This is a genomic window from Bacillus chungangensis (assembly GCF_030812995.1).
Lineage (GTDB): Bacteria > Bacillota > Bacilli > Bacillales > Bacillaceae_C > Bacillus_CF > Bacillus_CF chungangensis.
Genome location: NZ_JAUSTT010000023.1, coordinates 24728 through 51324, shown reverse-complemented (window position 1 = coordinate 51324; position 26597 = coordinate 24728). Strand labels below are relative to the sequence as shown.

21 protein-coding genes and 1 pseudogene are annotated in these 26597 nt (G+C 39.6%); 3 read left to right on the top strand and 19 right to left on the bottom strand.

Features of this window, described 5'->3' with window-relative positions; all coding sequences use genetic code 11:
• Positions 1 to 220: 220 nt before the first annotated feature.
• The 11 genes and pseudogenes from J2S08_RS16895 to J2S08_RS16845 all read right to left on the bottom strand — a co-directional run bounded on the left by J2S08_RS16895 (position 221) and on the right by J2S08_RS16845 (position 13258).
• Entirely contained in the window at positions 221 to 868 is a 648-nt protein-coding gene (locus tag J2S08_RS16895; RefSeq protein ID WP_307231587.1) for a TetR/AcrR family transcriptional regulator, read from the bottom strand.
• 102 nt (positions 869 to 970) lie between these two features.
• Complete coding sequence (locus J2S08_RS16890) at positions 971 to 2110, bottom strand: acyl-CoA dehydrogenase (RefSeq protein WP_307231585.1); 1140 nt, start codon at positions 2108 to 2110, stop codon at positions 971 to 973.
• 216 nt (positions 2111 to 2326) lie between these two features.
• A complete protein-coding gene (locus tag J2S08_RS16885; protein ID WP_307231583.1) occupies positions 2327 to 3475 on the bottom strand; it encodes an acyl-CoA dehydrogenase in 1149 nt (382 codons plus the stop codon).
• Between the two features lie 66 nt (positions 3476 to 3541).
• Positions 3542 to 4393, bottom strand: a complete 852-nt coding sequence (locus tag J2S08_RS16880) for a 3-hydroxybutyryl-CoA dehydrogenase (RefSeq protein WP_307231581.1) — start codon at positions 4391 to 4393, stop codon at positions 3542 to 3544.
• Between the two features lie 71 nt (positions 4394 to 4464).
• Positions 4465 to 5652, bottom strand: coding sequence for an acetyl-CoA C-acetyltransferase (locus J2S08_RS16875; protein WP_307231579.1), 1188 nt, complete (start codon positions 5650 to 5652; stop codon positions 4465 to 4467).
• A 799-nt stretch (positions 5653 to 6451) separates the two neighbouring features.
• Positions 6452 to 8575: a (Fe-S)-binding protein gene (locus J2S08_RS16870; RefSeq protein WP_307231577.1), complete on the bottom strand. Its 2124-nt coding sequence runs from the start codon at positions 8573 to 8575 to the stop codon at positions 6452 to 6454.
• A gap of 313 nt (positions 8576 to 8888) precedes the next feature.
• Complete coding sequence (locus J2S08_RS16865; protein ID WP_307231575.1) at positions 8889 to 10301, bottom strand: ATP-binding cassette domain-containing protein; 1413 nt, start codon at positions 10299 to 10301, stop codon at positions 8889 to 8891.
• 2 nt (positions 10302 to 10303) lie between these two features.
• Entirely contained in the window at positions 10304 to 11365 is a 1062-nt protein-coding gene (locus J2S08_RS16860; protein WP_307231573.1) for a FecCD family ABC transporter permease, read from the bottom strand.
• Positions 11328 to 12305, bottom strand: a complete 978-nt coding sequence (locus tag J2S08_RS16855) for an ABC transporter substrate-binding protein (RefSeq protein ID WP_307231572.1) — start codon at positions 12303 to 12305, stop codon at positions 11328 to 11330. The genes J2S08_RS16860 and J2S08_RS16855 overlap by 38 nt, the downstream gene beginning before the upstream one ends.
• Positions 12306 to 12494: 189 nt before the next feature.
• Positions 12495 to 12824 (bottom strand): annotated as a pseudogene (gene queF, locus J2S08_RS16850) (preQ(1) synthase); the annotation flags it as partial.
• 260 nt (positions 12825 to 13084) lie between these two features.
• Entirely contained in the window at positions 13085 to 13258 is a 174-nt protein-coding gene (locus tag J2S08_RS16845; RefSeq protein ID WP_370875707.1) for a hypothetical protein, read from the bottom strand.
• Between the two features lie 503 nt (positions 13259 to 13761).
• Between J2S08_RS16845 and cls the strand changes: the two genes are divergently transcribed.
• Positions 13762 to 14961, top strand: a complete 1200-nt coding sequence (gene cls / locus J2S08_RS16840) for a cardiolipin synthase (protein ID WP_307231570.1) — start codon at positions 13762 to 13764, stop codon at positions 14959 to 14961.
• A gap of 142 nt (positions 14962 to 15103) precedes the next feature.
• Here cls and argS read toward each other — a convergent pair whose 3' ends face one another.
• The 4 genes from argS to speE form a co-directional block, all read right to left on the bottom strand.
• Positions 15104 to 16774, bottom strand: a complete 1671-nt coding sequence (gene argS / locus J2S08_RS16835; RefSeq protein ID WP_307231568.1) for an arginine--tRNA ligase — start codon at positions 16772 to 16774, stop codon at positions 15104 to 15106.
• Positions 16774 to 17223 (bottom strand): YwiB family protein, encoded by a 450-nt coding sequence (locus tag J2S08_RS16830; protein ID WP_307231567.1) that lies wholly within the window; start codon positions 17221 to 17223, stop codon positions 16774 to 16776. The genes argS and J2S08_RS16830 overlap by 1 nt, the downstream gene beginning before the upstream one ends.
• Before the next feature lie 294 nt (positions 17224 to 17517).
• A complete protein-coding gene (gene speB, locus J2S08_RS16825; RefSeq protein ID WP_307231565.1) occupies positions 17518 to 18390 on the bottom strand; it encodes an agmatinase in 873 nt (290 codons plus the stop codon).
• A 28-nt stretch (positions 18391 to 18418) separates the two neighbouring features.
• Positions 18419 to 19249: a spermidine synthase gene (speE, locus tag J2S08_RS16820; RefSeq protein ID WP_307231563.1), complete on the bottom strand. Its 831-nt coding sequence runs from the start codon at positions 19247 to 19249 to the stop codon at positions 18419 to 18421.
• Between the two features lie 586 nt (positions 19250 to 19835).
• On the opposite strand from speE, the gene J2S08_RS16815 reads away from it, so the two are divergent.
• Entirely contained in the window at positions 19836 to 21893 is a 2058-nt protein-coding gene (locus J2S08_RS16815; RefSeq protein ID WP_307231561.1) for a transglycosylase domain-containing protein, read from the top strand.
• A gap of 185 nt (positions 21894 to 22078) precedes the next feature.
• Here J2S08_RS16815 and J2S08_RS16810 read toward each other — a convergent pair whose 3' ends face one another.
• Positions 22079 to 22600: a YwhD family protein gene (locus J2S08_RS16810; protein WP_307231559.1), complete on the bottom strand. Its 522-nt coding sequence runs from the start codon at positions 22598 to 22600 to the stop codon at positions 22079 to 22081.
• A 240-nt stretch (positions 22601 to 22840) separates the two neighbouring features.
• Positions 22841 to 23494: a site-2 protease family protein gene (locus J2S08_RS16805; RefSeq protein ID WP_307231557.1), complete on the bottom strand. Its 654-nt coding sequence runs from the start codon at positions 23492 to 23494 to the stop codon at positions 22841 to 22843.
• Between the two features lie 808 nt (positions 23495 to 24302).
• Between J2S08_RS16805 and J2S08_RS16800 the strand changes: the two genes are divergently transcribed.
• The gene (locus J2S08_RS16800; protein WP_307231555.1) at positions 24303 to 24488 is read left to right on the top strand and encodes a 2-hydroxymuconate tautomerase; all 186 of its coding nucleotides are present in this window, start codon (positions 24303 to 24305) and stop codon (positions 24486 to 24488) included.
• A 95-nt stretch (positions 24489 to 24583) separates the two neighbouring features.
• Here J2S08_RS16800 and J2S08_RS16795 read toward each other — a convergent pair whose 3' ends face one another.
• The gene (locus J2S08_RS16795; protein ID WP_307231553.1) at positions 24584 to 25081 is read right to left on the bottom strand and encodes a YwgA family protein; all 498 of its coding nucleotides are present in this window, start codon (positions 25079 to 25081) and stop codon (positions 24584 to 24586) included.
• Positions 25082 to 25119: 38 nt separating this feature from the next.
• Positions 25120 to 26418 carry an HD domain-containing protein gene (locus J2S08_RS16790; protein ID WP_307231551.1) on the bottom strand — a complete coding sequence of 433 codons (1299 nt, stop codon included), beginning with the start codon at positions 26416 to 26418 and terminating at the stop codon, positions 25120 to 25122.
• Between the last annotated feature and the right edge of the window lie 179 nt (positions 26419 to 26597).

The window sequence follows — 26597 nt, the reverse complement described above, 5'->3', positions numbered from 1 at the left end:
TAAGATCGCAGGCGTCCTCGAAAAGGAAACCGCTTTTTCTTTGTGCGATGTAGATTCAAGAAGCTTTCCTTATCCTGTCGACCCGAACCCATCGGACATTTGACTTTCAGTTATTCCCCACCTAGCGCTTCTGATTCCTCTTACTCCCTGAGGTGGGGGTCTTGACTCGCCAGTTAAATGTGGGATAAATGTATCGCTTCTTTTGGCACACCTCTATTTTTTATCTCCTTTCCTTTTGTCTATTTTCAAATCCTTCTATACCGGTAAACAATAAGTCTATTTGCAGTTGAATATATTCTTCCAGCGTATACGTTTTATGCAATGTCCAACGCCTAAATCCCCACATTTGACCCTGGACAAAAATGTTATTGGCTAATAGATGGACTTGAGCGGGCGTCATTTCCAGTTCTCCTTTTTCAATACAACAATTAATCAAACGCTCAAACATCCCAACCATTTCTAATTCCTTTTTCAACACATAAGGCAACGCTTCTTTGGAAAGAGACTTGGCTTCCTGATACATGACGAGCACTTCATCCTGCATCTCATCCATAATTTTAAAAAAATATGCAATCTCTCGTTTTAAACTAGCTAAATCTCCTATTTCGGCATTCATTTTTTCTAGGCGTTCACTTACTTGACTATAGATGCTATCGCAAACTAAATATAAAACATCCTCTTTTGTACGTATATATTCATACAATGTTCCAATACTAAAGCCTGCTTGACTAGCAATTTCTCTCGTTGTGGTTTTATGGTATCCTTTTTCTTTAAATAATGAGACAGCACCGCGAATCATTTGATCACGACGTACTTTCACAAGCCGTTCATCCTTCACTGATGCCTGTACTTCCCTTTTTTTATTCACCGCTTAATTGAACCTTCTCCCTTTTACAAGAAGTAAAGAATAGCTCCCACATCTTGCTTATTTTTAAAATGTTACGAAGTGGTTTGTTCAAAAAACCAGCCCTTATTTTGTGAGCATGCGTGAGATGACAAGACGTTGAATCTCCTGAGTGCCCTCATAAATTTGTGTAATTTTAGCATCTCGCATATAACGTTCTACCGGATAATCTTTTGTGTATCCATAGCCGCCAAATATTTGTACTGCTTCTGTTGTCACTTTCATCGCAGTGTCACCAGCAAACAACTTTGACATTGCTGATTCTTTTCCATACGGGAAACCGTTTGATTCCAGCCATGCAGCTTGGTACGTTAACAAGCGGGCAGCTTCAATGCTAGTTGCCATATCAGCTATTTTAAAAGAAATACCTTGATGTGCAGCAATCGGTTTGCCAAATTGTTTGCGTTCTTTCGCATATGCAACTGCTGCATCAAACGCCCCTTGTGCAATTCCTACTGCTTGAGCCGCAATTCCATTGCGGCCGCCATCTAATGTCATCATTGCAATTTTAAAGCCCTTGCCAACCTCTCCCAGTACATTTTCTTTTGGCACTTTACAATTCTCCAGGATCACCTCTGTTGTTGGCGAAGAACGAATTCCTAGTTTCTTCTCTTTTTTCCCTACTGAAAAACCTGGAAAATCAGCCTCAACAATAAATGCTGTCGTTCCCCGATGCTTGTCTTCTGAAGCTGTTAGTGCAAAAACAATATAAGTATCGGCAATGCCGCCATTTGTAATGAAGATTTTGGAGCCGTTTAAGAGATAATCGTCTCCATCGAGGCGAGCTGTTGTCGTCATTGCACCGGCATCAGAGCCAGACGCTGGTTCTGTTAAACAATATGCTCCAATTTTCTCACCCTTTGCCATCGGTTTCAAATATTTTTGCTTTTGTGCCTCTGTTCCAAAAGTAAAAATTGGCCAACCAGCAAGCGACGTATGTGCAGACAATGTTACACCTGTTGAAGCACAAACCCGTGATAGCTCCTCTACGGCAATACAATAGGCTACATAATCACTCCCAATGCCGCCATACTCTTCCGGCCATGGAATGCCTGTCAAGCCAAGTTCAGCCATTTGGTCAAAAATAGCCCGATCGAATCTTTCTTCCTCATCTCGCTCTGCTGCTGTTGGCGCCACTTCATTCATCGCAAAATCTCGAACCATTTTTCTAATCATTTCATGTTCTTCAGATAGTTTAAAATGCATGTTGATGCCCCCCTGAATTATATAAGATAGCTTGTAGTCTTCATACTGGTTATTATCCTTATCACTCTGTGTAAAAGATCCTAAGCGAAAAGCAAGAAAGCGTGTCATTCATTTTCCTTATCTTTTTGCTTCGAACTGAATAGAAGTGAGAGGTGCGAAAAACACTTTCTCACTTCCTATCGTCCACACCTGCTTCTCAGCCTTAGACGGGAAGCTTTAGTTGATGCTACAACGCAAAATATGCTTAGAAATAACAAGCCGTTGGATTTCGCTTGTACCCTCGTATATTTCGGTTATTTTTGCATCACGGAAATAACGTTCTACTGGATAATCTTCTGTATAGCCATAGCCGCCAAAAATTTGAATTGCTTCTATCGCTGCTTTCATCGCTGTTTCTGAAGCAAAAAGCTTCGCCATCGATGCTTCATTGCCGCATGGCAAACCTTTTTCACACAGCATTGCAGCTTGATAGACAAGAAGTTTTGCTGCTTCAACACTTGTTGCCATATCAGCTAATTTAAAGCCAACCCCTTGTTGAGCAGCAATCTCTTTTCCAAATTGCTTACGCTCTTTTGCATAGGCCGTGGCAGCTTCCAATGCTGCTTCTGCTATTCCGAGCGCTTGTGCTGCAATGCCAATTCTGCCAACATCTAAATTTGAGAGCGCAATTTTCATTCCACTTCCTGTTTTCCCCAGAAGATTTTCAACAGGAATCTTCATGTCCTCAAATATGATCGCTACTGTTTTTGACCCATGCAGACCCATTTTCTTTTCATTTTTACCAATAATAAAGCCAGGTGTATCTTTTTCGACAATAAAGGCTGATATTCCCTGCTCTTCTGTTCCTATCTTCGTTTGTGCAAAAACAAGATAAACTTCAGCTTCGCCGCCGTTCGTAATAAATATCTTTGAACCATTCATAATAAAATGATCGCCGGTTTGTACAGCTTGCGTCTTTAAGCTTCCTGCATCTGAACCAGAACCTGGCTCTGTTAAACAAAATGCACCAAGAGATTTTCCTTGAGCAAGTTTTGGCACATATCTTTCTATTTGTTTTTCTGTTCCAAACTGAAGAAGCGGATTGATAACAACAGATGTATGAACCGATAAAATGACACCGATTGTTGCACTTACTTTCGATAGCTCATGAATAGCAATAATGTATGAAATATAGTCCATTCCAGAACCGCCGTGTTTTTCTGGAGCGATGATTCCCATTAGCCCTAAATCTGCCATACGCATAATGATTTCTTTGGGAAATTCGCCAGCTTCCATTTTTGCAATAAATGGTGATATGTCAGACTCCGCAAAATCCCGCACCATTTTTCGCATCATTTCCTGTTCTGCTGTGAACGATAAATACATAACTTCCTCCTCCTGAAAATCTGAATCTTTGATACTGACGTTTAATTTTTAAATGGGAATTCGCTTTTACTCATATGTGTAGAAGCCTCTCCCAGTCTTCTTTCCGAGCCAACCCGCTTTTACATACTTTCTGAGCAAAGGACATGGCCGATATTTGTCATCTCCAAAACCGTCATGCAATGTTTCCATAATAAACAAACAAGTATCAAGCCCAATAAAGTCAGCAAGTGTTAATGGCCCCATTGGATGATTCATTCCCAATTTCATGACTTCATCTATCGCTTCTTTTGAAGCGACACCTTCATATAGTGCATAAACTGCTTCATTAATCATTGGCATTAATACACGATTAGAGATAAATCCAGGAAAATCATTGACAGCAACTGGCACTTTCTTTAATTTTTTCGTCATCATTTCAATGACAGAAAATACTTCTTCTGTTGTGGCCAACCCACGGATGATTTCTACTAATTTCATCACAGGCACCGGATTCATAAAGTGCATCCCAATCACACGATCCGGGCGCTTTGTTGCAGCAGCAATTTCAGTAATTGGCAAAGATGACGTATTGGATGCTAAAATTGCATGAGCTGGAGCATAGCGATCAAGCTCTGTGAAGATAGCTGTTTTCACTTCCACCTTTTCAACTACGGCTTCAATGATGATATCTGCGTTCTCCGCATCAGTTATTGTTGTCGATTTAATAACATTTGCTAGAATCATATTTTTATCGTCTTCTGTCATTCTTTCTTTTTCTACTTGTCTTGTGAGATTTTTCTGAATCACAGCTAGGCCTTTTTCGACTGCGGCCTCTTTGATATCATGAAGCAGTACCTGATAACCTGCTTGGGCACATACTTGTGCAATGCCAGCACCCATTTGGCCAGCACCTACAACCATCACATTTTTAATTTCCATCAGTTTTAACCTCTCTTTCCTCATCTAATACAGTTTTCATTTGATGCTGCTTTAAGATGGCTAATCTCTCTTTAATTCGTTGGCACTTCAATCATGATGGCATCGCCTTGCCCACCGCCTGAACAAATAGCTGCTATGCCAATACCACCGCCGCGGCGCTTTAATTCATAAGCAAGCGTTAAAATGATGCGGGCGCCACTTGCTCCAATCGGATGGCCAAGCGCAATAGCTCCACCGTTCACATTTACTTTCTCTCGATCTAGGTCTGCAATTTCTATACTTGCCAGCGCTACTGCAGCAAACGCTTCATTAATTTCAAACAAATCAATCTCTTTTATTTGTTTTTTCGTTTTCTCTAAAAGCTTTTTAATAACAAGTCCAGGTGTTTTCGGAAAATCCTTTGCTTCAACAGCGATAGCTGCATGACCTAAAATCTTTGCTAAGACTGCTTTCCCTTCTTTCCGCGCACGTCCTTCATCCATTAATACAAGCGCTGCTGCACCATCATTTATTCCTGGAGCATTGCCGGCAGTAATCGTTCCTTCTTTTGAAAAAACAGAGGATAATTTGGCTAGTTTTTCTAATGATGTGTCTCCGCGCGGCCCCTCATCTTTGTTGACAATGCTTGGCTCCCCTTTTCGTTGTGGTACTGCCACAGGAACGATTTCTTCGGCAAATTTTCCAGCTTCAATCGCTTTGATTGCACGTTGGTGGCTATGGAACGCCCATTCATCTTGTGCTTCGCGTGATATTCCTAATGACTGTGCCGTCTCATTCCCATAAATCCCCATGTGAACGCCGGAAAAGGAACAGGTTAAACCATCATGTAAAAGTAAATCCTTCAATGATGAATCTCCCATTCGCAAGCCCCAACGTGCTTTAGGGATAAAATAAGGAGCATTCGTCATCGATTCCATTCCGCCTGCAACGATGATGTTTTCATCGCCAGCACGAATAATTTGATCAGCAATCGTTACGCTTCTCATACCGGAAGCACAAACCTTATTAACTGTCTCTGTTTTCACTTCCCATGGAATTCCAGCATATCGGGCAGCTTGCCGTGATGGAATTTGTCCTTGCCCACCTTGCAATACTGCTCCCAACATTACTTCTCCTACATCCTCAGGTTGTATTTGTGCCCTTTTTAATGCTTCTTTCACTGCGGCGCCGCCAAGCTCTGCAGCAGTTAACGGACTAAAAGCTCCGCCAAATTTAGTAAAGGACGTTCTTGCACCACTGACAATCACTGTATTTGTCATGTTCTTCTCTCTCCCTTTCTCGTTATAAAGTGAAACTTCCATCAGTGGGGGTTTTCTCTCATCCCCCACTGATGAGAAGTAGAACAAAGGCTAAGGTCGCAGGCGTCCTCGAAAAGGAAACCGCTTTTCTTCGTTCGATGTATCGCTGCCGAAGCTTCCCTTGTCCTGTTGCAACGCCTTTGTGACCGACATCCTCGAAAAAGAAGAGCACTTTTTCTTCGTGCGATGCTGATTCAAGGAGCTTTCCTTATCCTGTCGGCCTGAACCAATCGGACATTTGACTTTCAGTTATCCCCCACCTAGACTTCTTGATTCCTCTTACTCTGAGGTGGGGTTCTTACTGCCAGTTAGATGTGGGATAAAATATTCACTCTTTTCCTCATCACTAACTAACAATGATGAAAGCTATTAAAAAAACAGTTCCCTCTTCGTAATCGCTTACATTTCTAGTGTTCAATTCAAGTATAAAATGGAGGACAAAAGCACAAGAATTACGATGAACAAGCAAAACGCATACTAATACGTGAGGAAACGCAGCTGCAAAGCGACAAAGAAATTCGCCGGTTGTTTTCTCCGGACATGATGAACATCATATACCCCTAAGCTAAATCACGAATAATCAGCACCTGATGACTGAACGCTCGCTCATGCTACTCTTACATTTTTTTCTTTCTCTTTATTGTAGCGGAAGAAAAGATGTTTTAAAATACCTTATTTTCAAAAAAATTCAAAAGGAAAGCGCATAACGAAGCTGCGCTTTCCAAAACGAGCTGTTTTAAAAATATTTCGAGTACTTTCCTTAGTTAGATGAAGCTGCCTCTAAATGGCCTGGCTCTCCGCAAACTGCTTTTTCAAGCAACTCTGCCACATCATATGTTTTTACTTCGTCCTCTACTTCCTTCGCTTTCGTTCCATCGGAAAGCATTGTTAAGCAGTATGGACAGCCTGAGCTGATGACGGAAGGAGCAACAGCAAGTGCTTGTTCTGTTCTGACAACATTCACTCTGTGACCCGTATCTTCCTCCATCCACATTAAACCGCCGCCAGCTCCACAGCACATTCCTGTATCACGATTTCGTTCCATTTCTACAAGTGTTACACCTGGAAGTGATTTCAAAATTTCCCGAGGAGGATCATACACTTCATTGTATCTGCCTAAATAGCAAGAATCATGAAAGGTAATCGTTTCTTTCACTTCATATTGCGGCTGCAAACGCCCTTCTTGCAGCAATTGATGAAGCAGTTCTGTATGGTGGTACACTTCCGCTTCTAGTCCAAAATCAGGATATTCTTTTTTGAAAATATTATAAGCATGAGGATCGATCGTAACGATCTTTTTCACATGATTCTTTTCAAATTCAGCAATATTAGCAGCAGCTAGCTCCTGAAATAAAAATTCATTCCCAAGCCGCCTTGGTGTATCCCCTGAATTTTTTTCTTTGTTGCCAAGGATAGCAAATTTTACTCCTGCTTCATTAAGAAGCTTTGCAAATGATAATGCAATTTTTTGGCTGCGGCTGTCAAAGGCTCCCATGGAACCAACCCATAATAGGTATTCAAATTCCTCTCCGGCTTTTTTCAGCTCTTTCACTGTTGGAACATGTACATCATCTCGCACTTCTCGCCATTGTTCTTTTTCTTTTCTGTTCAGCCCCCAAGGATTGCCTTGCCGCTCAATATTTTGCATCGCTCTTTGCGCATCAGCGTCCATTTTTCCTTCTGTTAATACAAGATATCGCCTAAGATCGATAATTTTATCAACGTGTTCGTTCATGACTGGACATTGGTCTTCACAATTTCGACAAGTTGTACAAGCCCAAATTTCTTCTTCTGTAATCACATCACCGATCAAACTTGGATGATAGTCAAGGGCAGCAGCAGCTTCTTTCACACCTTCACTACCACTTGCTGCAGCAAGCTGGTTGCCCAGCGTATGGGAAAAAGCATAACTTGGAACCCATGGCTGTTTTCTCGTTACTGCGGCACCGTGATTAGTAAGATGATCACGCAATTTTAAGATTAAATCCATTGGCGAAAGCATTTTTCCTGTTCCAGAGGCGGGACACATATTCGTACAGCGTCCGCATTCGACACAAGCATATAAATCTACTAGCTGCTGTTGTGTAAAATCGTTTATTTTGCCAACGCCAAACGTTTCCTGTGTTTCATCTTCAAAATCAATTGGTGATAGTTTTCCTGCTCCATCCAATCGATGAAGATAAACATTAGCCGGCCCAGCAATTAAATGGGCATGTTTTGACTGTGGAACGTAAACGAGAAAAGCGAGCAGTAAAAGCAAGTGAATCCACCAAGAAAGATAGAAAACAATGGCCGAAGCCGAAGTACTCATCCAACTAAAAAGCAAAGCAATTCCTGATGCAACTGGCTCCGACCAGCTAAGCAGTTCATGATGCCAAATAATCGCCATACCATTTCCTAATAAAACAGAAAGCATTAAACCGCCAATAAAAATTAATACTAAACCTGACTTAAATCCGCGTTTCAATCGGACGAGTTTTTCCACATAGCGACGGTAAAACGCCCAAAAAACAGCAACTAAGATTGTCAAAGTAACAATTTCTTGAAAGAATTTAAATGCTGGATATAACGGCCCAAGCGGCAAATGTGAACCAGGTGCCAAGCCTTTCCAAATAAAATCTATGGCGCCAAATTGGACTAAAATAAAGCCGTAGAAAAACATCACATGAATGGCGCCGCTTTTTTTGTCCTTTAATAATTTTTTTTGTCCAAAAACATACACCCAAATATTCTGTAAACGCTTCTTTACATTACGATCAAACTCTGCTTTTTTCCCAAGTTTGATATATTCGATTCTTGTTTTTACTACATAGGCAAATAAGTACACCGCGTAAACGGTTACAAAAATAAATGCAAGCCAGTTTACCAATAGTAACGTATTCATAATAACAGAACACTCCCCCTCTTCATCGGTAATCTCTTTGGGTGAAACCCCCATTTTTTTCTTTTGTTCCTCATGATACATTATTTTCTGATCAATGACTACTTTCTGTCGCTATAAAATATTCTGAAATGTTATACCATTACTTTATATGTGAATGAGCATTCAGTCAATGCTTTTGTATCATATTTCTTTTTCTTTATCATATGAAATAGCAGATTTGTTCGTGATGCCTAAAGAGGAAACATGACACCCTCGATTTTAATACCTTTATTTTAAAATATAACGCAAAGCCGCTCATGTTAGAAATAAAAAATCATGAGCGGCTAAATATGGCGGCTTTTATACTTGCTTTAACGCCGTGTGCAATCAGTTTTCCTAATGGCGTACTTGCACTTGCTTCATTAAATTGCTTGCCATTTTGCGCTGCTGCGACTAACAAGCTATCTGTTGCAGCTGCTGTTATTTTCTCTTCGATTTCAAGCTCCCGCAATATCTTTGCCTTTGCTTCTGTTGCTGTCACAATACTTTGCACCAATGCTTCATCAGTTAAATTCCCGTTCACAAAAACCCACAAATTCATTCCCCCAGCTTCTTTTCTATCAGTATGCTGTTCGTCTCCTGCTATTGCCACCATAAAAACAGAAAATCCATCCCCTTTAAAAAGTTGATGAAAAACATGTCTTAGCTTCGCCGTTGTCATCATCCCGACTGTCTCTGTTGCTAAAAAGCCTTTTTCTGTAAAAAATACTGCTTTTTCTTGTTGCGAATGAGGATCGTGATTATTTTTTTCGACGCTGTGATTCACAAATGTATGACGCCATCCTATTCCTGAACCGACTAAAGCAGAAGAGATTGTTTTTAAAAATATCGGCGTATGAAACACAATCATTTCCTTTGTTTGTTGCAAATATCGTTCATCAAGGAGCAGAATTGGCTGTTCACGAGACTGTTCGTCAGGAACAAACATCATTTGGGGCTTTGAAATACATGGATGAGGGATAATTTTTATATTCGTCTGATATACTGCTTGCACAGGCCCTTCTTTTAACACTTCATTCGGATGATGAATCATTTCCATTTCGCCGTTATGTAACAGCAGGAGACGATCACAATAGAGTGCTGCAATATTTAAATCGTGAAAAATAGAAACAACAGTCAAATTACGTGTTTTCGTCCATTTTTTAAGCAGCTCTAAAAGCTCCTTTTGGTAAGAAAGATCCAAATGATTCGTCGGTTCGTCCAAAAGCAAGATTTCTGGTTGCTGTGCCAAGGCCTGCGCTAAAAATACACGCTGTTTCTCACCCCCCGACAGCGTTTGCAGATGCTGATGCTGAAATTGCTGGACACCAGTTTGTGCCATCGCTTCTTGAACGATTTTTTCATCATCAAAACTCCAGCTATGGAACAAACGTTTTTGATGAGCATATCTGCCTAGAGATACGGTTTCTTTTACCGTATAAGCAAAGGAATCCGTACTAAGCTGTGGGAGCACTGCCATAAGCTTTGCCAATGCTTTAGCAGAATAGCTTTCAAGCGGCTTTCCCAACACCGTTATACTTCCATGCTTTGCTTTTAACATGCCGCTTAACAGTTTCAGCAGTGTTGTTTTCCCACTGCCATTCGGTCCTAATATGCCAAATAATTCTCCTTTTTCAACAGAAAAAGAGAGGTTCTTTAATACTTTTTTTCCTGCATAGCCGCCGGAAAGAGCTTGTACTTTTATCATCCTTATCCTCTTCTTTCTGTTCGTCTTTTCAGCATAATGCCAGCAAATATTGGAGCGCCTATCAAAGCTGTAATCACACCAATTGGGAGTTCTGTCGGAGCAATGATTGTCCGGGAAGCGAGATCAGCTAAAATAAGAAAACTGCTGCCAGTTAAAAATGACAATGGCAATAAATGCTGATGAGTTGGCCCCCAAAGCATTCTTGTCAAATGTGGAATGACTAAACCGACGAAGCCTATTGTTCCTGATACGGCAACAGCTGCTCCTGTTAAAATGGAGGCAGCAATCAAGACAATTTTTTTCCGTTTTTCAACATCCACTCCTAAGTGCTGCGCCCTCTCTTCGCCAAAAGACATCGCATTTAATGCTCGCGCTTGAAATAGCAGCAAAAAGAAACCAATGAATAAAAATGGCAGTATGAGGAATACATATTCCCAGCCCCTCATCGATACACTCCCAAGCAGCCAGCCGATTATTTGCCGCAGCTCTTTTCCAGTCAACGCTATCATAAGTGAAATCAAGGCGCCTAAAAAAGAACTAAAAATGATACCAGTTAAAATAAGTGTTTCTACACGCATGGACTCATCTAACATACGAGCGAAAAACAGCACCATGACCATTGTCAGAAAAGCAGCAATCATACTAAAAAGCGGCAATGCAAATAATCCAAGCAATGGAAAATGAAGCTGGAAAAAGATTGTCATAACAGCCCCAACCGAAGCGCCAGACGAAATGCCCAATGTGTAAGGGTCTGCAAGTGGATTGCGCAAAAGCCCTTGAAATGCTGCGCCGCTAATTGCAAGAGCAGCACCTACTAACCCTGCCAAAATGACTCGCGGCAGCCGAATATTTAACACAATGTTTTCATGCATTGGATCAATGGAAGCAGGCATTGGCATGCGGAATATACTACGGGTAATAATATGAAAACTATCGAAGATCGGTACTGATACAGTACCGATGGAAACACCTAGCAGCACTGCAGCCGCGAGGATCGCGACTGCAATGACATATGGAAAGAACGTCTTACTTTGCAAAGATTTCTGGATAGACTGCTTTGGCAAGCTCTTCTACTCCTTCTGCCAGCCGTGGTCCAGAACGAGTAACAAGATCAGGATGAACTTCATAGACCTGCTGTGCCTGAATCGCTTTTATATCCTGCCATCCCTTCCGTTCTAGCACTTGGGCTGGGGCATTATCAATATAATCTCCATACGTTGTGATAATCGTATCTGGATTTAATGCAATAATTGCTTCTTCATTAAGCTGTACCCAGCCATCTTCATCTTTGGCTGCATTTTCAGCACGAATGATTGTTAACATTTCATCCATAAAAGTTCCCTTGCCTGTTGTAAAAATATCTGGTGCAGGAGACACTTCAATAAATACGGTTTTACGATCCGCTTCTGGAATTTTCGCAGCTTTTTCTTCAAGTGCTGCGAACTGCACTTTCATATTTTCCGTTAATTCAGCAGCTTTTTCTGATGTTCCTGTTGCCTCTCCTATTAAGGCAAAGGAATCATACATTTTGTCAAAGCTTTGTGCATCTTGAACGACAATGACTGTCACACCTGCATTTTTAAGCTGCTCCAACCCTTCCTTTTTTGACAATCCTGATTCATGAGCCAATACAATGTCAGGCTTTAAAGCAATTATTTGTTCGACATTAAATTCCATACCGCCAACCTTTTCTTTCGCGGCTGCTTCCTCTGGATAATTGTCAAAATCCGAAACACCGACTACGGCTTCGCCAAGTCCTAAAGCAAAGACCGTTTCTGTAATACTTGGAACGAGTGTCACAATTCTTTCTGGTTTCGCTTCAATTGTTGCCTTATCACCTAAGGCATCCGTTACAGTAACGGGGAATGCTGCAGTTTCTTTTGTTTTTTGCTCTGTTTTAGGTTTTGTTTCGGATTCTTTTACAGGTTCTTGTGCTGTATTACATCCCACTAACATGCTTGTTGCAAGCAACAGCATTGTTAAGAATGAATAAAAACGTTTCATCACTAATCCTCCTACTTGACTCCTGACAGTTCTTTTCTTCGATTATACATGAAATAGATTTATTTTCCCAAAGTCGTACTTCAATAAGCGTGAGCATTTGGAATGCCGTTCATGTTGGTTATTTGGAGGAATCAATGATAGAAAAAATATGGCATCAGGAGGAAGTTTTCTCCACCTGATGCCATGGGATCAGCGATTATCCACTTTTTCTGGATACATATCGTGGTTCATTAATCGGTTGTCTGCCATTTCTGCAAACTTTGTTCCAGGCTTTCCATAATTGCAATAAGGGTCAATTGATAGACCTCCCCGCGGCGTAAATTTCCCCCATACTTCTATATAACGCGGGTCTAATAATTCTATAAGGTCATTCATGATAATATTGACGACATCTTCGTGAAAATCGCCATGATTGCGAAAGCTGAACAAATAAAGCTTCAATGATTTACTTTCTACTATCTTTTTATTCGGAATATAACTTAAATAAATCGTTGCAAAGTCTGGTTGTCCCGTTTGCGGCGCTGCTGTTTTTTACAGCAGATGGACTATATCATATTCTTATTTAGCTGCGATACTATCATAAGAACCCTCGCGCTTCCATCATAATAGATGTACTCTACTCCCTTCCCTCTTTGCTACTTTTATTCGCTTTTGCAATGAAGTGGTTTCGATAGTCTCTGCACCTTCCTTCTATCAAGGCTTGGCTCAGGATTAGAAAAAAATTTTCCTCCCCTGAATTCACGAGGTTTAAGCGACAGTGTCACCACTGAAGTGTGCCCCTATTGACACAAGCTCGTAAACTCTGGACAGTTAAACTTTACAAAATAATCTCTGTATGGATGCAAATTTTCAATTGCTTCCAGCACTTCAGGTGCGTAGTTGTATTCATATGTTGTTTGTTGATTGCCTAATAACGATATATCCTTTAAACTTTCCTCTTTTCTTCCAACCATAAAAAAACCTCCCCTGTTTTTCTTGCCGCAAATCTTGGGAGAGGTTCTACAAAACCATCTAAACGATATCGTTTTTATTTATTGTCTCAATCACCATAGTTTTTTATAGAGGGTTTTTGCTATGAACCTCTCCCTGTATAGGTATGCGATTTATGACTTTAATCGTATAGAAGTTCCAGCGTATTGTCAACTGCAAGACAATTTTTATGTACATATTCAAATGCGCAAAATAGATCTGCTTTAAAAAGAAGGATGTTGGTTCGCCTGTCATTATTTTTGTTCACATACGGATACTAAATAAAGCTTTTTTGGCAACAATATAGTGGAGCTTACTTAGCCAAAGTACACATGCTCCTGACTGCAAACAGCTGTGTATTTAGTTTGGTCATGATGAAATTTGTTCTATTTTAGAAATTTTTATTTTAGGAAGGGTTCTTCCAAGCTTGTTGAGAAAAGCCCTCATACTTTAAATACTTATTTTATGGTTAGGTGAGTGATAACGTGTGAAATGGATTTTGATTATCTCCATCATCATCATTGCTTGGTGTGTGGTCGATTTTCATCTTGGAAAAAGACTGCACCGAAAAAAATTGAGAAAGCGGGAGTATCCTCTTCGAAATGGCGAACTTACCTTTATTACAACCGGAAAAGATTTGTTCAACATGTTTTTTTCCGATATTCAACATGCAGCATCCACCATCCATATTCTTTTTTTCATCGTAAAAAATGACAAAATAAGTATGGAATTTATGACTTTACTTCAAAAAAAAGCTAAAGAAGGCGTTCAAGTACGACTGCTATTAGATTGGGCTGGCAGCAGATTTCATGTATCACGAAAAACCTTACAGCAATTAAAGGCCGCAGGGGTTGAAATTGAGTTTTCTCATCAGCCTTCTTTCCCATTCTATTTCTTTTCATTACAACAGCGCAACCATCGCAAAATTACTGTCATTGATGGAAAAATTGGATATACTGGCGGTTATAACATTGGAAAAGAATATATCAACTTAGATCCCGTTCTATCGCCATGGCGCGATTATCACTTGAGAATAACTGGAGAAAGTGTTGGCGACCTGCAACAGGAGTTTCTTATTGATTGGGAAAGGATACATCACATTGACGGAAAAATTCATTCCATTTCTCCTTCTCCCTCATTAACGGCTCATCATGTCCAACATCGTTTTTTCCCTTCGGAAGGACAGTATTTAGAAGAGGAGTTTGGCGACCTGATAGATGGTGCGAAGCAGTCAATTGAAATTGGCACACCTTATTTCGTACCAACAAAAATATTATTTGAAAAGCTGCTTGCTGCTGTCCGCAGAGGAATTGCGGTCACGATTTTAATTCCAAACAAATCTGACCATTCCCTAGTGAAGGAAGCATCATTTCGCTATTTGCGCCCACTATTGCGTGAAGGTGCAACCGTTTACCAATACATGAATGGGTTTTTTCATGCAAAAGTGATGATTATCGACAGAAACATGTGTGATATTGGAACAGCAAATTTTGATCGAAGAAGCATTGCACTTAATCATGAAGTAAACTGTTTTATTTATGACCAAGCGTTTACCGATCAAGTAGCATCTGTCTTTCAGAAAGATATTCTTCATTCAGAGCTCTTAACATTAAGAGATCTTCAACAGACAACATGGATAACAAAAATCAAAGAATTGACTGCCTGGATGATACAAGATTATTTATAAAAAGAAGGGGTATTTAGCACCCCCTTCTTTTACGATAACTTTCATCATGACAGTTTTACGGACAACCCGAATAATACGAAAAAACTTCCTGCTTATTTGAACATATTGACTACCAACGCGTTAAAGCTTGCTGTTTGATAATTTACATTTTCTCAGGAGCAGAAACACCAATAAGCGCTAATGCATTTTTCAATGTTATTTGTACCGCTTTGACTAAAGACAGACGTGCTTTCATTAATTCCATCTTCTCCATATCTATGACTTTTTCTGCATTATAGAAACTATGGAATGCGGCAGCAAGTTCATTCATGTAGTTGACAACCCGGTGGGGAATTCTTTTTTCAGCTGCGTCTGCGATAACAGCTGGAAAATCCCCAAGTTTTTTCAGCAGATCCATTTCTTTTTCTGACTTAATATAAGAAAAATCTGCACCATCTTCTGTTTTTATTCCCTTTTCTTCCCCAGCCCGAATGATGCTGCAAATACGAGCATGTGCATATTGCGTATAATATACTGGGTTTTCATTAGACTCTGCCACAGCAAGATCAAGATCAAAATCCATATGTGTATCAGCACTTCTCATCGCAAAAAAGTAGCGAACTGCATCTAGACCAACTTCTTCAACTAGCTCACGCATTGTCACTGCTTTCCCTGTTCGCTTGCTCATTTTCATTTTTTCGCCATTTTTAAATAAATGGACAAGCTGGATAATTTCGACCTCAAAATCATCTGAATTGTAGCCAAGTGCTTCGATTGCTGCTCTCATTCTTGGTACGTATCCGTGATGGTCTGCTCCCCAAATATTGATCACCTTATTGTATCCTCGTTGAAACTTATCTTTATGATAGGCAATATCTGGTGTTAAGTATGTGTAAGTGCCATCACTTTTAATTAGCACGCGGTCTTTATCATCCCCAAAGGTTGTAGAACGGAACCATGTAGCACCATCCTTTTCATATATATGGCCATTTTCACGCAATATTTGAAGCGACTCATCAATTTTGCCATTTTCATAAACCATTGACTCAGAAAACCAACTGTCAAAACGAACCCGAAAATTTTCTAAATCTTTCTTTAGCTTTGCCAATTCATGCTTTAAACCATATTCGCGAAAGAATGTATAGCGTGCTTGTTCGTCCTCATGAACAAGTGTCTTTCCATGTTCCTCTGCCAGTTGTTTTCCGATATCGATAATATCTTGTCCATGATAGCCATCCTGGGGCATCTCTTTTTCATAGCCAAGTGCTTGATAGTATCTTGCTTCAACTGAAAGTGCCAAGTTATGTATTTGATTTCCAGCATCGTTAACATAATATTCTCGTGTTACTTCATAGCCGGCTTTTGCAAGTATGTTGCATAGCGAGTCGCCTACTGCTGCACCGCGGGCATGGCCAAGATGGAGATCACCTGTTGGATTTGCTGAAACAAACTCGATCTGAATCCGTTTCCCATTCCCGACATCAGATTGGCCGTACTGTTCTCCAGCCGTTAAAATAGATGGAATCAAATTCGTTAAATATTGATTATTCATATAAAAGTTAATAAAACCTGGTCCAGCAATATTCATGCTTTCAATAGAGGCCTTCGATTTATCGAAATGAGCTACTAGTTCTTCAGCAATTGTGCGCGGTGCTTTCTTTGCTATACGAGCAAGTTGCATTGCCATATTAGTAGAATAATCACCATGGGCTTTTTCTTTTGGCATTTCCAGCATCACTTCAGGTATTTGTTCTGCTGATGCTAGTCCTGCTTTTAAAACCGCTGCTTTTATTTCTTCTTTCAATTGCTCCTGCATATTCGCTACAATATTCATTACTCTCTTATATCCTCCTTATATTCAATCCTCATGTCATAAGTACCAACTGTTGTGCCTTGCATGATCATGGAGTACGCTAGTTGTACTTCTCCCTCTATTATTCCTTCTTCTGTGTATGTGTGGCTTAGTTTTTTCGTTTTCGTTGATAAAGCCAACGTACCATAAGGACTATCATAGGAACCATTCATTTTTTCTTTCAAGCGAAAAGGAAGGCGCATCGTCACAGCTCCTTTTCGCAAAATCAACGCTTCCTCTCCTGAAAGTTTGACAATGGTATTGATTGTTCCTTCTTCTTGAATTTCGTCATATTTTAAAAAAACAGCATCCTTTTTCCGATAGTGGCTGCCAAACAGCGTAAGTTCATATTTTTCCGGTTCCTCTTGAAAAAAAATAGTGGTTGTCAAATGAATTTTAACTGGGATGAATTGGACTTCAGTAGTTGGCAACGTCGTTCACATCCTTTTATCGAGTCGTTATAATCCTTTCATTATAAGAATAAAAAAAAGGAAAAGCAATGTCGTATTCAGGTTTTTTGAAGGACGATGATGCCTAAATACTAAAACGTCTTGCATAAAGCAAGGAGAACTTCAACAAAGGCGAGACCATCTTTTATAAGCGAATAAAAAATCTATCGTTTTATTATACCACTTTGCTTCATTGCCAACCTCATAGATTCGAACACATGTACACTAAAAGAGACGTTCTCCAAAAGAAGAACGTCCTCATTAGGATTCATAACACTATTTCACCCATCCGAGCATCATTTCTCTTATGAGCTTGCTTGCCGTATTCACTGTCTGTTCTGAATGGTCATAACTCGGCGCAACTTCAACAAGATCGCCGCCGACAACGTTGACATTGGAACGGGCAATTTCATGAATAGCTGCTAGCAGTTCTTTTGTCGTAATCCCTCCGCCATCAACTGTTCCAGTACCCGGCGCATGTGCCGGATCCAGCACATCAATGTCGATTGTGACATAGACAGGGCGTCCGCTTAAACTTGGCAAGACTTCCTTTAAAGGGTCTAAGACGTCAAACTTTGCAATTTGCATCCCGTTTTGCTTTGCCCATTCAAATTCCTCTTTCATACCAGAACGAATGCCAAAAGAATAAACATTTTTGGGGCCGATATGTTCCGCAACCTTGCGAATAGGTGTCGCATGTGAAAGAGTCTCACCTTCATATTCCGTCCGTAAATCTGTATGAGCATCCATATGAATCACTACGAGATTTGGGTATTTTTTTGCCATCGCTTTAATAACTGGCCAAGATACTAAATGTTCGCCGCCCATTCCTAATGGAAATTTGTTATCTTTTAACAAAGTATCGATATAATCCTCTATCATTTCTATACTGCGTTGAGGATTGCCAAATGGCAGAGGAAGATCGCCTGCATCAAAAAAGCACACTTCCTCAAGCTCCCGATCAAGATATGGACTGTACTCCTCTAAACCAAGCGAAGCTTCTCGAATCCGTTTTGGGCCAAAACGAGAACCTGGTCGATAGCTTACGGTCCAGTCCATTGGCATCCCATAAATGACAACTTTGCATTCTTCATAATGTGGTGAGCTGCCAATAAACACATTGCCTGAATATGCTTCATCAAATTTCACTATTCTCTCTCCTCTTTCTCCCAAAATCTTACTCTGTCAGATCCTTCACGAATTTAGGGAGCACAAATGATGCTTTGTGCAATTCCTTTGTGTAATAAATGGTTTCAATTTCGTGGAAACGATCTTCACTTACTTGCAATGGATCATATTTTTTTGAGCCGATTGTAAACGTCCACATCCCACTTGGATAGGTAGGAACATTAGCGTGATACAAGTTTGTAATTGGAAAAATTTCTTTAACATCTTTTTGCACTTCACGAATTAAATCAGCTTTAAACCAAGGATTATCCGTTTGTGCAACAAAAATGCCATCGTCTTTTAATGCTTGGGCAATTCCAGCATAAAATCCTTTTGTAAACAAATTAACTGCTGGGCCGACAGGTTCTGTTGAATCAACCATGATAACATCATACTCGTTTTTGCTTTGTGCAATATGCATAAAACCGTCGCCGACTTTTACTTCCACACGTTCATTATCAAGTTCACCGGCAATGTTAGGCAAATATTGTTTGGCATATTCAATGACTTTGCTATCAATGTCAACTAAAGTGACTTTCTCGACACTTGGATGTTTTAATATTTCGCGAACAACTCCACCATCACCGCCGCCGACAACGAGTACTTTTTGTGGATGAGGATGAGTAAAAAGCGGCACATGAGCAACCATTTCATGATATACAAATTCATCCTTTTCGCTTGTCATCACCATATTATCTAAGAGAAGCATTTTCCCCCATTCAGCAGTTTCAATCATATCTAATTTTTGAAAATCAGTCTGTTCTGTATGTAAAGTACGATTTACTTTCATCGTAATCCCAAAATTTTCTGTCTGCTTTTCGGTAAACCAAAGTCCACTCATTATGTTTCCTCCCAATTTTTTTATCAAGTAAGTTGTATAGCATGAGAAAAATTATAGAGAAATTTTAAGAAAATACAAGATCATTTTTTTTATGAATTTGGAAAATGTTAGTTGACAGTTTATTTTCAGAAAATGTTTATTATTTCATTGAACAAAAATGTCTGAACTGGGCAGTAAAATAAGTAATGCTTCTCGTCTTTGTTTTAAGCCTAGAAAAAATGATCTTCTTTTTCCTTTACGAAAGTCTCTCAAGCTTTGCAACAGAGACGATGCGTCCTTAACTTGTACGGTGTTGAGAGACTTGATTCAATCACTTTATTTTCGCATTGGGTTTAAAACAGCGGTTTTTTTTTCATACTGTTATTAATAGCAGTGTTAGAAGAATGATGTAACTACGGTGGCTGCTCATGTAAATCGATTTTTTTACTCGTTATGTTGTAAAACTGATACATCGAATTTATTAAACCTTCATCAACCATTTGGTTTGTGTAAATATTGTTTCGTATATTTCTAGCGAACATACGATAAAACCGAAAGAAAAGATCTGAACATTTTAATAAATAAAGAAAGAAATGAGAGAATGCTAATGGAAACAATGGCTATTTTAAGCAAAAAAAGAAAATATTTTCGTTTTTTTATTCGAGCAAGTATTTTTATTGGCATTTTGATGCTCATTTGCTTACTTGCCGTTATTTTATTAGCAAAAGTGCTGGGCCCTCCTCCTTTGACTGTCTCACAGTCCAACCTTTTTTATGCAGATGATGGTACAGTTGTTGGCGAAAGCAATAGCGGCCAAAAACGATTTTGGGTTCATTTAGATGAAATTTCGCCAAACATTGTAAATGCTACTATCGCTGTAGAAGATAAGACCTTTTATAAACATTACGGTTTCGATTTAAAAAGAATGATGGGCGCCGTTATCGTAAATGTGAAAGCAATGAAGAAAAAGCAAGGTGCAAGTACCATTACACAGCAATATGCTAGAGCTCTCTATCTTGGCCTTGATAAAACATGGAAGCGAAAAATAACGGAAGCATTTTATACATTAAGATTAGAAGTGAATTATAACAAAGAAGAGATATTGGAAGGGTATTTAAATACGATTTATTATGGCCACGGTACATATGGCATTCAAGCTGCCAGCCAATTTTATTATGGAAAAAACGCAAATGAACTTTCACTTGCAGAAGCAGCGATGCTGGCAGGGATTCCAAAAGGGCCTAGCATCTACTCTCCTCTGTTTTCTGAAGAAAAAGCAAAGCAGCGTCAGCTCGTTGTTTTGCAGGCGCTTCAGACAAATGGCTTCATTTCAAAAGCTGAAGCAAAAGCAGCTGCAAACGAAGCGCTGCATTTAGTGGGAGAGCATACACATCATCAAATAAAGACTGCTCCTTACTTTCAAGACATTGTGAAAGCGCAATTGCAAACTGCCGCTGGTTTTGATCGCCAAATGATTGATAGAGGCGGTCTCCATATATACACTACTTTAAATACAAAACATCAACAAATTGCTGAAAAAGTAATCAGGGATACGATTTCAGATACATCTGATATCCAAGTCGCCTTGACAGCAATTCAGCCTCATAATGGATATGTAACAGCAATGGTTGGCGGGCGCAATTATAAAGAAAGTCCGTTTAATCGTGCGGTACAAGCAGTAAGACAGCCTGGTTCAACAATGAAGCCCTTGCTATATTATGCAGCACTAGAAAAAGGCTTTACACCGACAACAATGATACGCAGTGAAAAAACAACTTTCCGCTTTGATAACGATCGAGCAAACTACACACCAAGGAATTATAATCACCAATATGCAGACAAAGCGATTACGCTAGACCGGGCGTTGGCACTTTCCGACAATATCTATGCAGTTAAAACCCATTTATTCATTGGAGAAGAAGTGTTAATAAATACAGCAAGACAATTTGGATTGACGACAGAGATTGAAAAAGTGCCATCATCCGCGATCGGGGCGTCCGGTGTTAGGCAGCTTGAGATCGTCAATGCCTATAATTTATTTGTGAATGGTGGAAAAGAAGTGACACCAACCTTTATAAAAAAAGTAGAGGATATGGATGGCAACATCCTTTATGAAGCAGACACTTCAAACGAGCAGGTCCTTAACCCAGCCCTTGCTTCTATCATGACACAGATGATGACAGGAATGTTTGACCCAAGTTTAAATGACTATGCGACGATTACAGGAAATTCGATTTTGCAGCAGATGACAAGACCATACGCTGGCAAATCAGGCTCAACCAACAAGGACAGCTGGATGATTGGCTTTGCCCCCCAGCTTACTGCTGGAGTATGGACAGGTTATGATAAAGGGAAAGATATTACTTATATAGCGGATGCAGCCTATGCAAAGGATATCTGGATACGCTTCATGGAAGAAGCTTTAAAGACGGAGCCTGTGCAAACATTTCTTCCTGAAAAAGGAGTGGTTGCAAAAATGATTGATCCTGACACTGGAAAAATCGCGACAAAGGCATGTCCGACTGCCCCACGGCTAACTTACTTTTTAAGAGGAACAGAGCCGAGTGAATATTGCAGTAATCATTTGGAGGATAAAGGCAAGCAGCAGAAACAACGAAGCAAAGCAAAAAAACATTGGTTCCGGCGTCTGTTTGAGTGGAGATAATGCAGCCGAATCTCATACATGCTTTTCTCTCTTTAGATATAAAAAACTCGAGGTTGTGCGAACCTCGAGTTTTTTATATCCTAGTTTGCATTGTGCAAATCATGTTAAGTGTACATTTTTTTTATTGAATCAGCAAGCTTCTGGTCGAAAACAAAGAAAACTTCACAAATTGTTCATAATAACAATTATTTTTCAGTTTGCAGTGCGCTTTTTAGTTCATCGCTAGATAAACGCCAAAATTCCTCATTGTAATTTTTTAGAAAATCACTCAAAATCATTTTTGACTTATCATCCATATGATCCACTATAATCTTGCCTTTTAATGATTTATCCATATGATTTACATGCTCAGGCATTGATTTATAGCCGCGCCGCTCTGGACGGTTAATGACCATTTCACAAGCACCGACACCAGCATAATATAGACCTTCCTCTTTGCGGTCCACTGTAACCCAAACGAGCCAATAAAGCTTTGCTCCTTCTTCTGGAACAGTTGATCTATCGGGAGAAAATCTAATTTTTCGTTCTATCTGGCTGCGTCCATGCATAGCGCCAACATCAATAAATGCTTCTTCAGCTTCTACGTCAACAAAGACTGGCGAAATATTTTCTAAACTTAAAGAACCGATTCCAAAGCCTTTATGGCCATCAGTAGGAGCATCTTTAATAATATTAAAACCGACTTTTTGCTTTTTTTCATTTTCCATCCTAACATCATCCTTTCAACTACTCATTGCACCTTCCAATCGCCGTATCCTTACGAATGCCAGCTGCCATTGCCCAATTTTACTGCTAGGTACTCGAATAAGGCAAAATGTGCTGCACCTACAAGGCTGTTGCATAAAAAGTCAGCAAATGAAGGGAGAACAGAGGCGCAGCCGATTAAAAATTGATGGATCGTACTGTATTCACACGGAACTATTTTTCAGGGATTTTTTTAATAAGCCTTAAAAGAACAGCGAAAACAAACCTTGAAGCTGTTGCACTAAGAATGGCAATACTTGTTGAAAAATAGGCCTAATTGTATATTGAGACAATGGAGTGATAACAAGAACGAGAAAAATAAGTGCACCATACTGCTCAAATTGTGTCATCTTTGCCCTAATGTCAGTTGGTACAAGATCCTCCACAATTCGATAGCCGTCTAATGGAGGGAGAGGTAAAAGGTTAAACACGAACAGTACAAGATTTAACCAAACAAAAAGCTCCAAAAACTTTAGCACGAAGAAAGGAACAGTCGCACTAACACCTGAAACAATTAATGCATAAAATACACCATATCCGATAATCGCCAATAAGAAATTACTCATCGGCCCCATTAAAGAAACGACGATACCTGCAAGCCGTGGCTTGTTAAAATAAAAACGATTAACAGGCACTGGACGAGCCCAGCCAAAGCCAGCAATAAAAATAAGGATTGTTCCAAGCGGATCAATGTGCTGCATTGGGTTTAGTGTCAATCTTCCCTGCTTCTTCGCCGTTGGATCGCCGAAGCAATACGCTGTATAGGCATGAGCAAATTCATGAACAGTAAATGCGATAATTAAAACGACTGCAACAATAGGGATTTCTTCAAGTTTAAAAGCTAAAAAACGTTCCACACATCCGGCTCCTTTTTGGCAAACTTCTCACTTCCTTAGTATACAAAATTAAATGTATTTATTCATGCAATACACATTACAATTGAGTTCATTTATATGTCTGAGGCTGTTAAATGGAGGAGGATACGGTCTTTTGATAAAGTGAAACTTCCATGAGTGGGGGTTTTCTCTCATCCCCCACTGATAAGAATTAGAACAAAGGCTAGGATCGCAACGTCCTCGAAAAAGGAAAACGCTTTTTCTTCGTGCGATGTATCGCTGCCGAAGCTTTCCTTGTCCTGTTGCAACGCCTTTGTGACCGACATCCTCGAAAAGGAGAACACTTTTTCTTCGTGCGATGCTAATTCAAGAAGCTTTCCTTATCCTGTCGGCCCGAACCAATCGGACATTTGACTTTCAGTTATCCCCCACCTAGCGCTTCTGATTCCTCTTACTCCCCGAGGTGGGGGTCTTACTGCCAGTTAGATGTGGGATAAAAATAACCATACTATTTACCTATACATTGTATGAACTCTCCTCTATCGTGGTGAACGTAAATGAATATAGCAAGGTACCCAAAAAAGCTGCGAAGCTCCTTCGAAATGACGCTTGCTTACAGCAGTAAAACGTTCTACAATTTTAGAGGCAGCAGAGAGGCTGATATAAAGATAAATCAACCTCTCAAAAATGCTGAAAAAAAATTTCGAGAGGTTCAATAAGAAAGCGCAATTTTCAAACAGCGAACGTTGTGATCTTCATACGAGAAGATGTCTTGAACTTGGATGGTCTTTGAATAACCTCTTCGAATGAAAAAGGAGGCGGGAATATCATGCCAATTATTACTGTTCAAATGCTGGAAGGACGTACTGACAATCAAAAAAGAGCACTAGTAAAAAAAGTAACGGAAGCAGTATCCGAAACTATAGATGCTCCAGAAGAAAAAATAACCGTTGTGATTGAAGAAATGGCCAAAAACCATTATGCGATTGCAGGAAAGTTAGCTAGTGACAAATAAGAGAGTCATATATGGAGATGCTCAAAGTTTGATATTGAGCCTTTCCTGGAGGGGCATTGAGACAGATGATAAGCGTAAAGCAGCTTTCCCTAGCTTTACGCTTTATCGAGCTTCTCAATATATGCATAAGCAGCTTCTATTTCTTCATCTGTATAGCGTTGACTGCTTTTTAGTGTCGCAATTTTATCTGCAACTTCCGCTTTAGATAAGTGATCAAAATATAAAATTGTAGATACCAATTCTAAAAAACGGGCGGTTTGTTTATTAAGATCAGTAAAAATAGTCGTTAAATCTGGCATCTTTAATTTTTGATTTTCTAAAAACTCTTTGCCGCTCTTCGTCACTGAATAACGGTATTGGTAATAATTTCCCTTTTCTTCTCGTGTTTCCTTTAAAAAACCCAGATTTCCTAATTCCTCTATTCTTAATGTTAATTCTTCTGAGTATGGGCCATAAAAATGAAATTCAAACTTTTCATCGAAGGGAAACAATCGTTTCTTTGCGATATAAATCATTTTCTGGAGCTTCTTTCTACCGACAATCTCTCCAGAAGCCGCAATTGCACTAATTAATTTGGCATGGTCATGTAACAAATTTACCCATCCCCTTCCATCAAAATTACATGATTACTTTATTTCTTTCCTAAGAGGACACGAATTTGCTGCTCAAGATTTTTGTGTTTGCCATCAACTGCCAGCAACTCTCCAGGAAAATAGAGCTTATGATCAGTTCTACGCTTGCCAGATATTGCATCAACAATCGTCGATTCACGGGATAGTTCTCTTAATTCCCCATCCGCCATCAATAAATGGATAGGCAGTCGCTCTCCCTCTTCCCCTGGACGGTAAAAATCATAAGGGAGATCTGAAGAGGAGTCTACCACTAAGTAGTATTCAGGATCTAATCCTGCCTCCAAAAACAAAGATTCCAGCTTTGCAAGTACTTTATATTCTTTTGATGGATCAAATTCAACATACTTAAACAAATTCCTATTGACAAAGCGTGTACACAAATCACGTAAAATCTGATCGTCTTCCTCTTGCCACATCTGAAAATAGTAAAGTATAATCGACTCGTCTAGCTTTAAATAGTCTTCTAACGTTACCTTTTCTTGGAACAAAGAATAGAAATGATGCGGATCACTCTGAAATTTGTATTGCTTATCATACAACGCCTTGGCACGATGCAAAATTTTCCGCAAAATGACATCGGCACTTCTTGTTACTGGATGGAAATATACTTGCCAATACATTTGATAACGACTCATAATATAATCTTCTATTGCATGCATGCCTGTATACTTAATGACAATTTGATCTTCCTGCGGACGCATGACACGCAAAATTCTTTCCATATCAAATTGACCGTAGCTGACACCTGTAAAATAGGAATCACGCAATAAATAATCCATCCGGTCAGCGTCAATTTGACTGGAAATTAAATTGATCACTAGTTTATGTTCAGACGTTTTTGCAATGACATCTGCGACCTTTTGGGGAAAATCCTTGCCTACTTTCGTCAATACATCATTCACTTCTGTCTTGCCTAAAATAATCTCCTGTGTAAAATGTTCATGGTCAAGGTGGAACACTTTTTCAAATGAATGAGAAAAGGGGCCATGACCTAAATCGTGCAAAAGCGCGGCGCACAATGACAGCAATCGCTGGCTGTTATCCCATTCTTGACGGTTTTTAAAAACATTATCAACAATTCGCCTAACAATTTCATAAACCCCGAGTGAATGGTTGAAGCGACTATGTTCAGCACCATGAAAAGTTACATACGTTGTCCCTAATTGCCGAATTCTTCTGAGCCGCTGAAATTCTTTCGTTCCGATTAAGTCCCATATTACTTTATCTTTCACATGCACATAGCGATGAACAGGATCTTTGAAAACCTTCTCTTCCTGAAGCTTCATTGTGCCATACATTTTATCACCTACTTTCAACAAACCATGAATCTATTATAGCGATTTTTTAATCCTGTTAAAAGACAACGTTGTTTTTCCTCGTCAAAATAAAAATCTAGTAGTTTTTTAAACATATTGGTATAAAAATTTCCGATTATGTCCATGCTTTCTCATAGAAGGATCGTTCATCATCCTCCTCT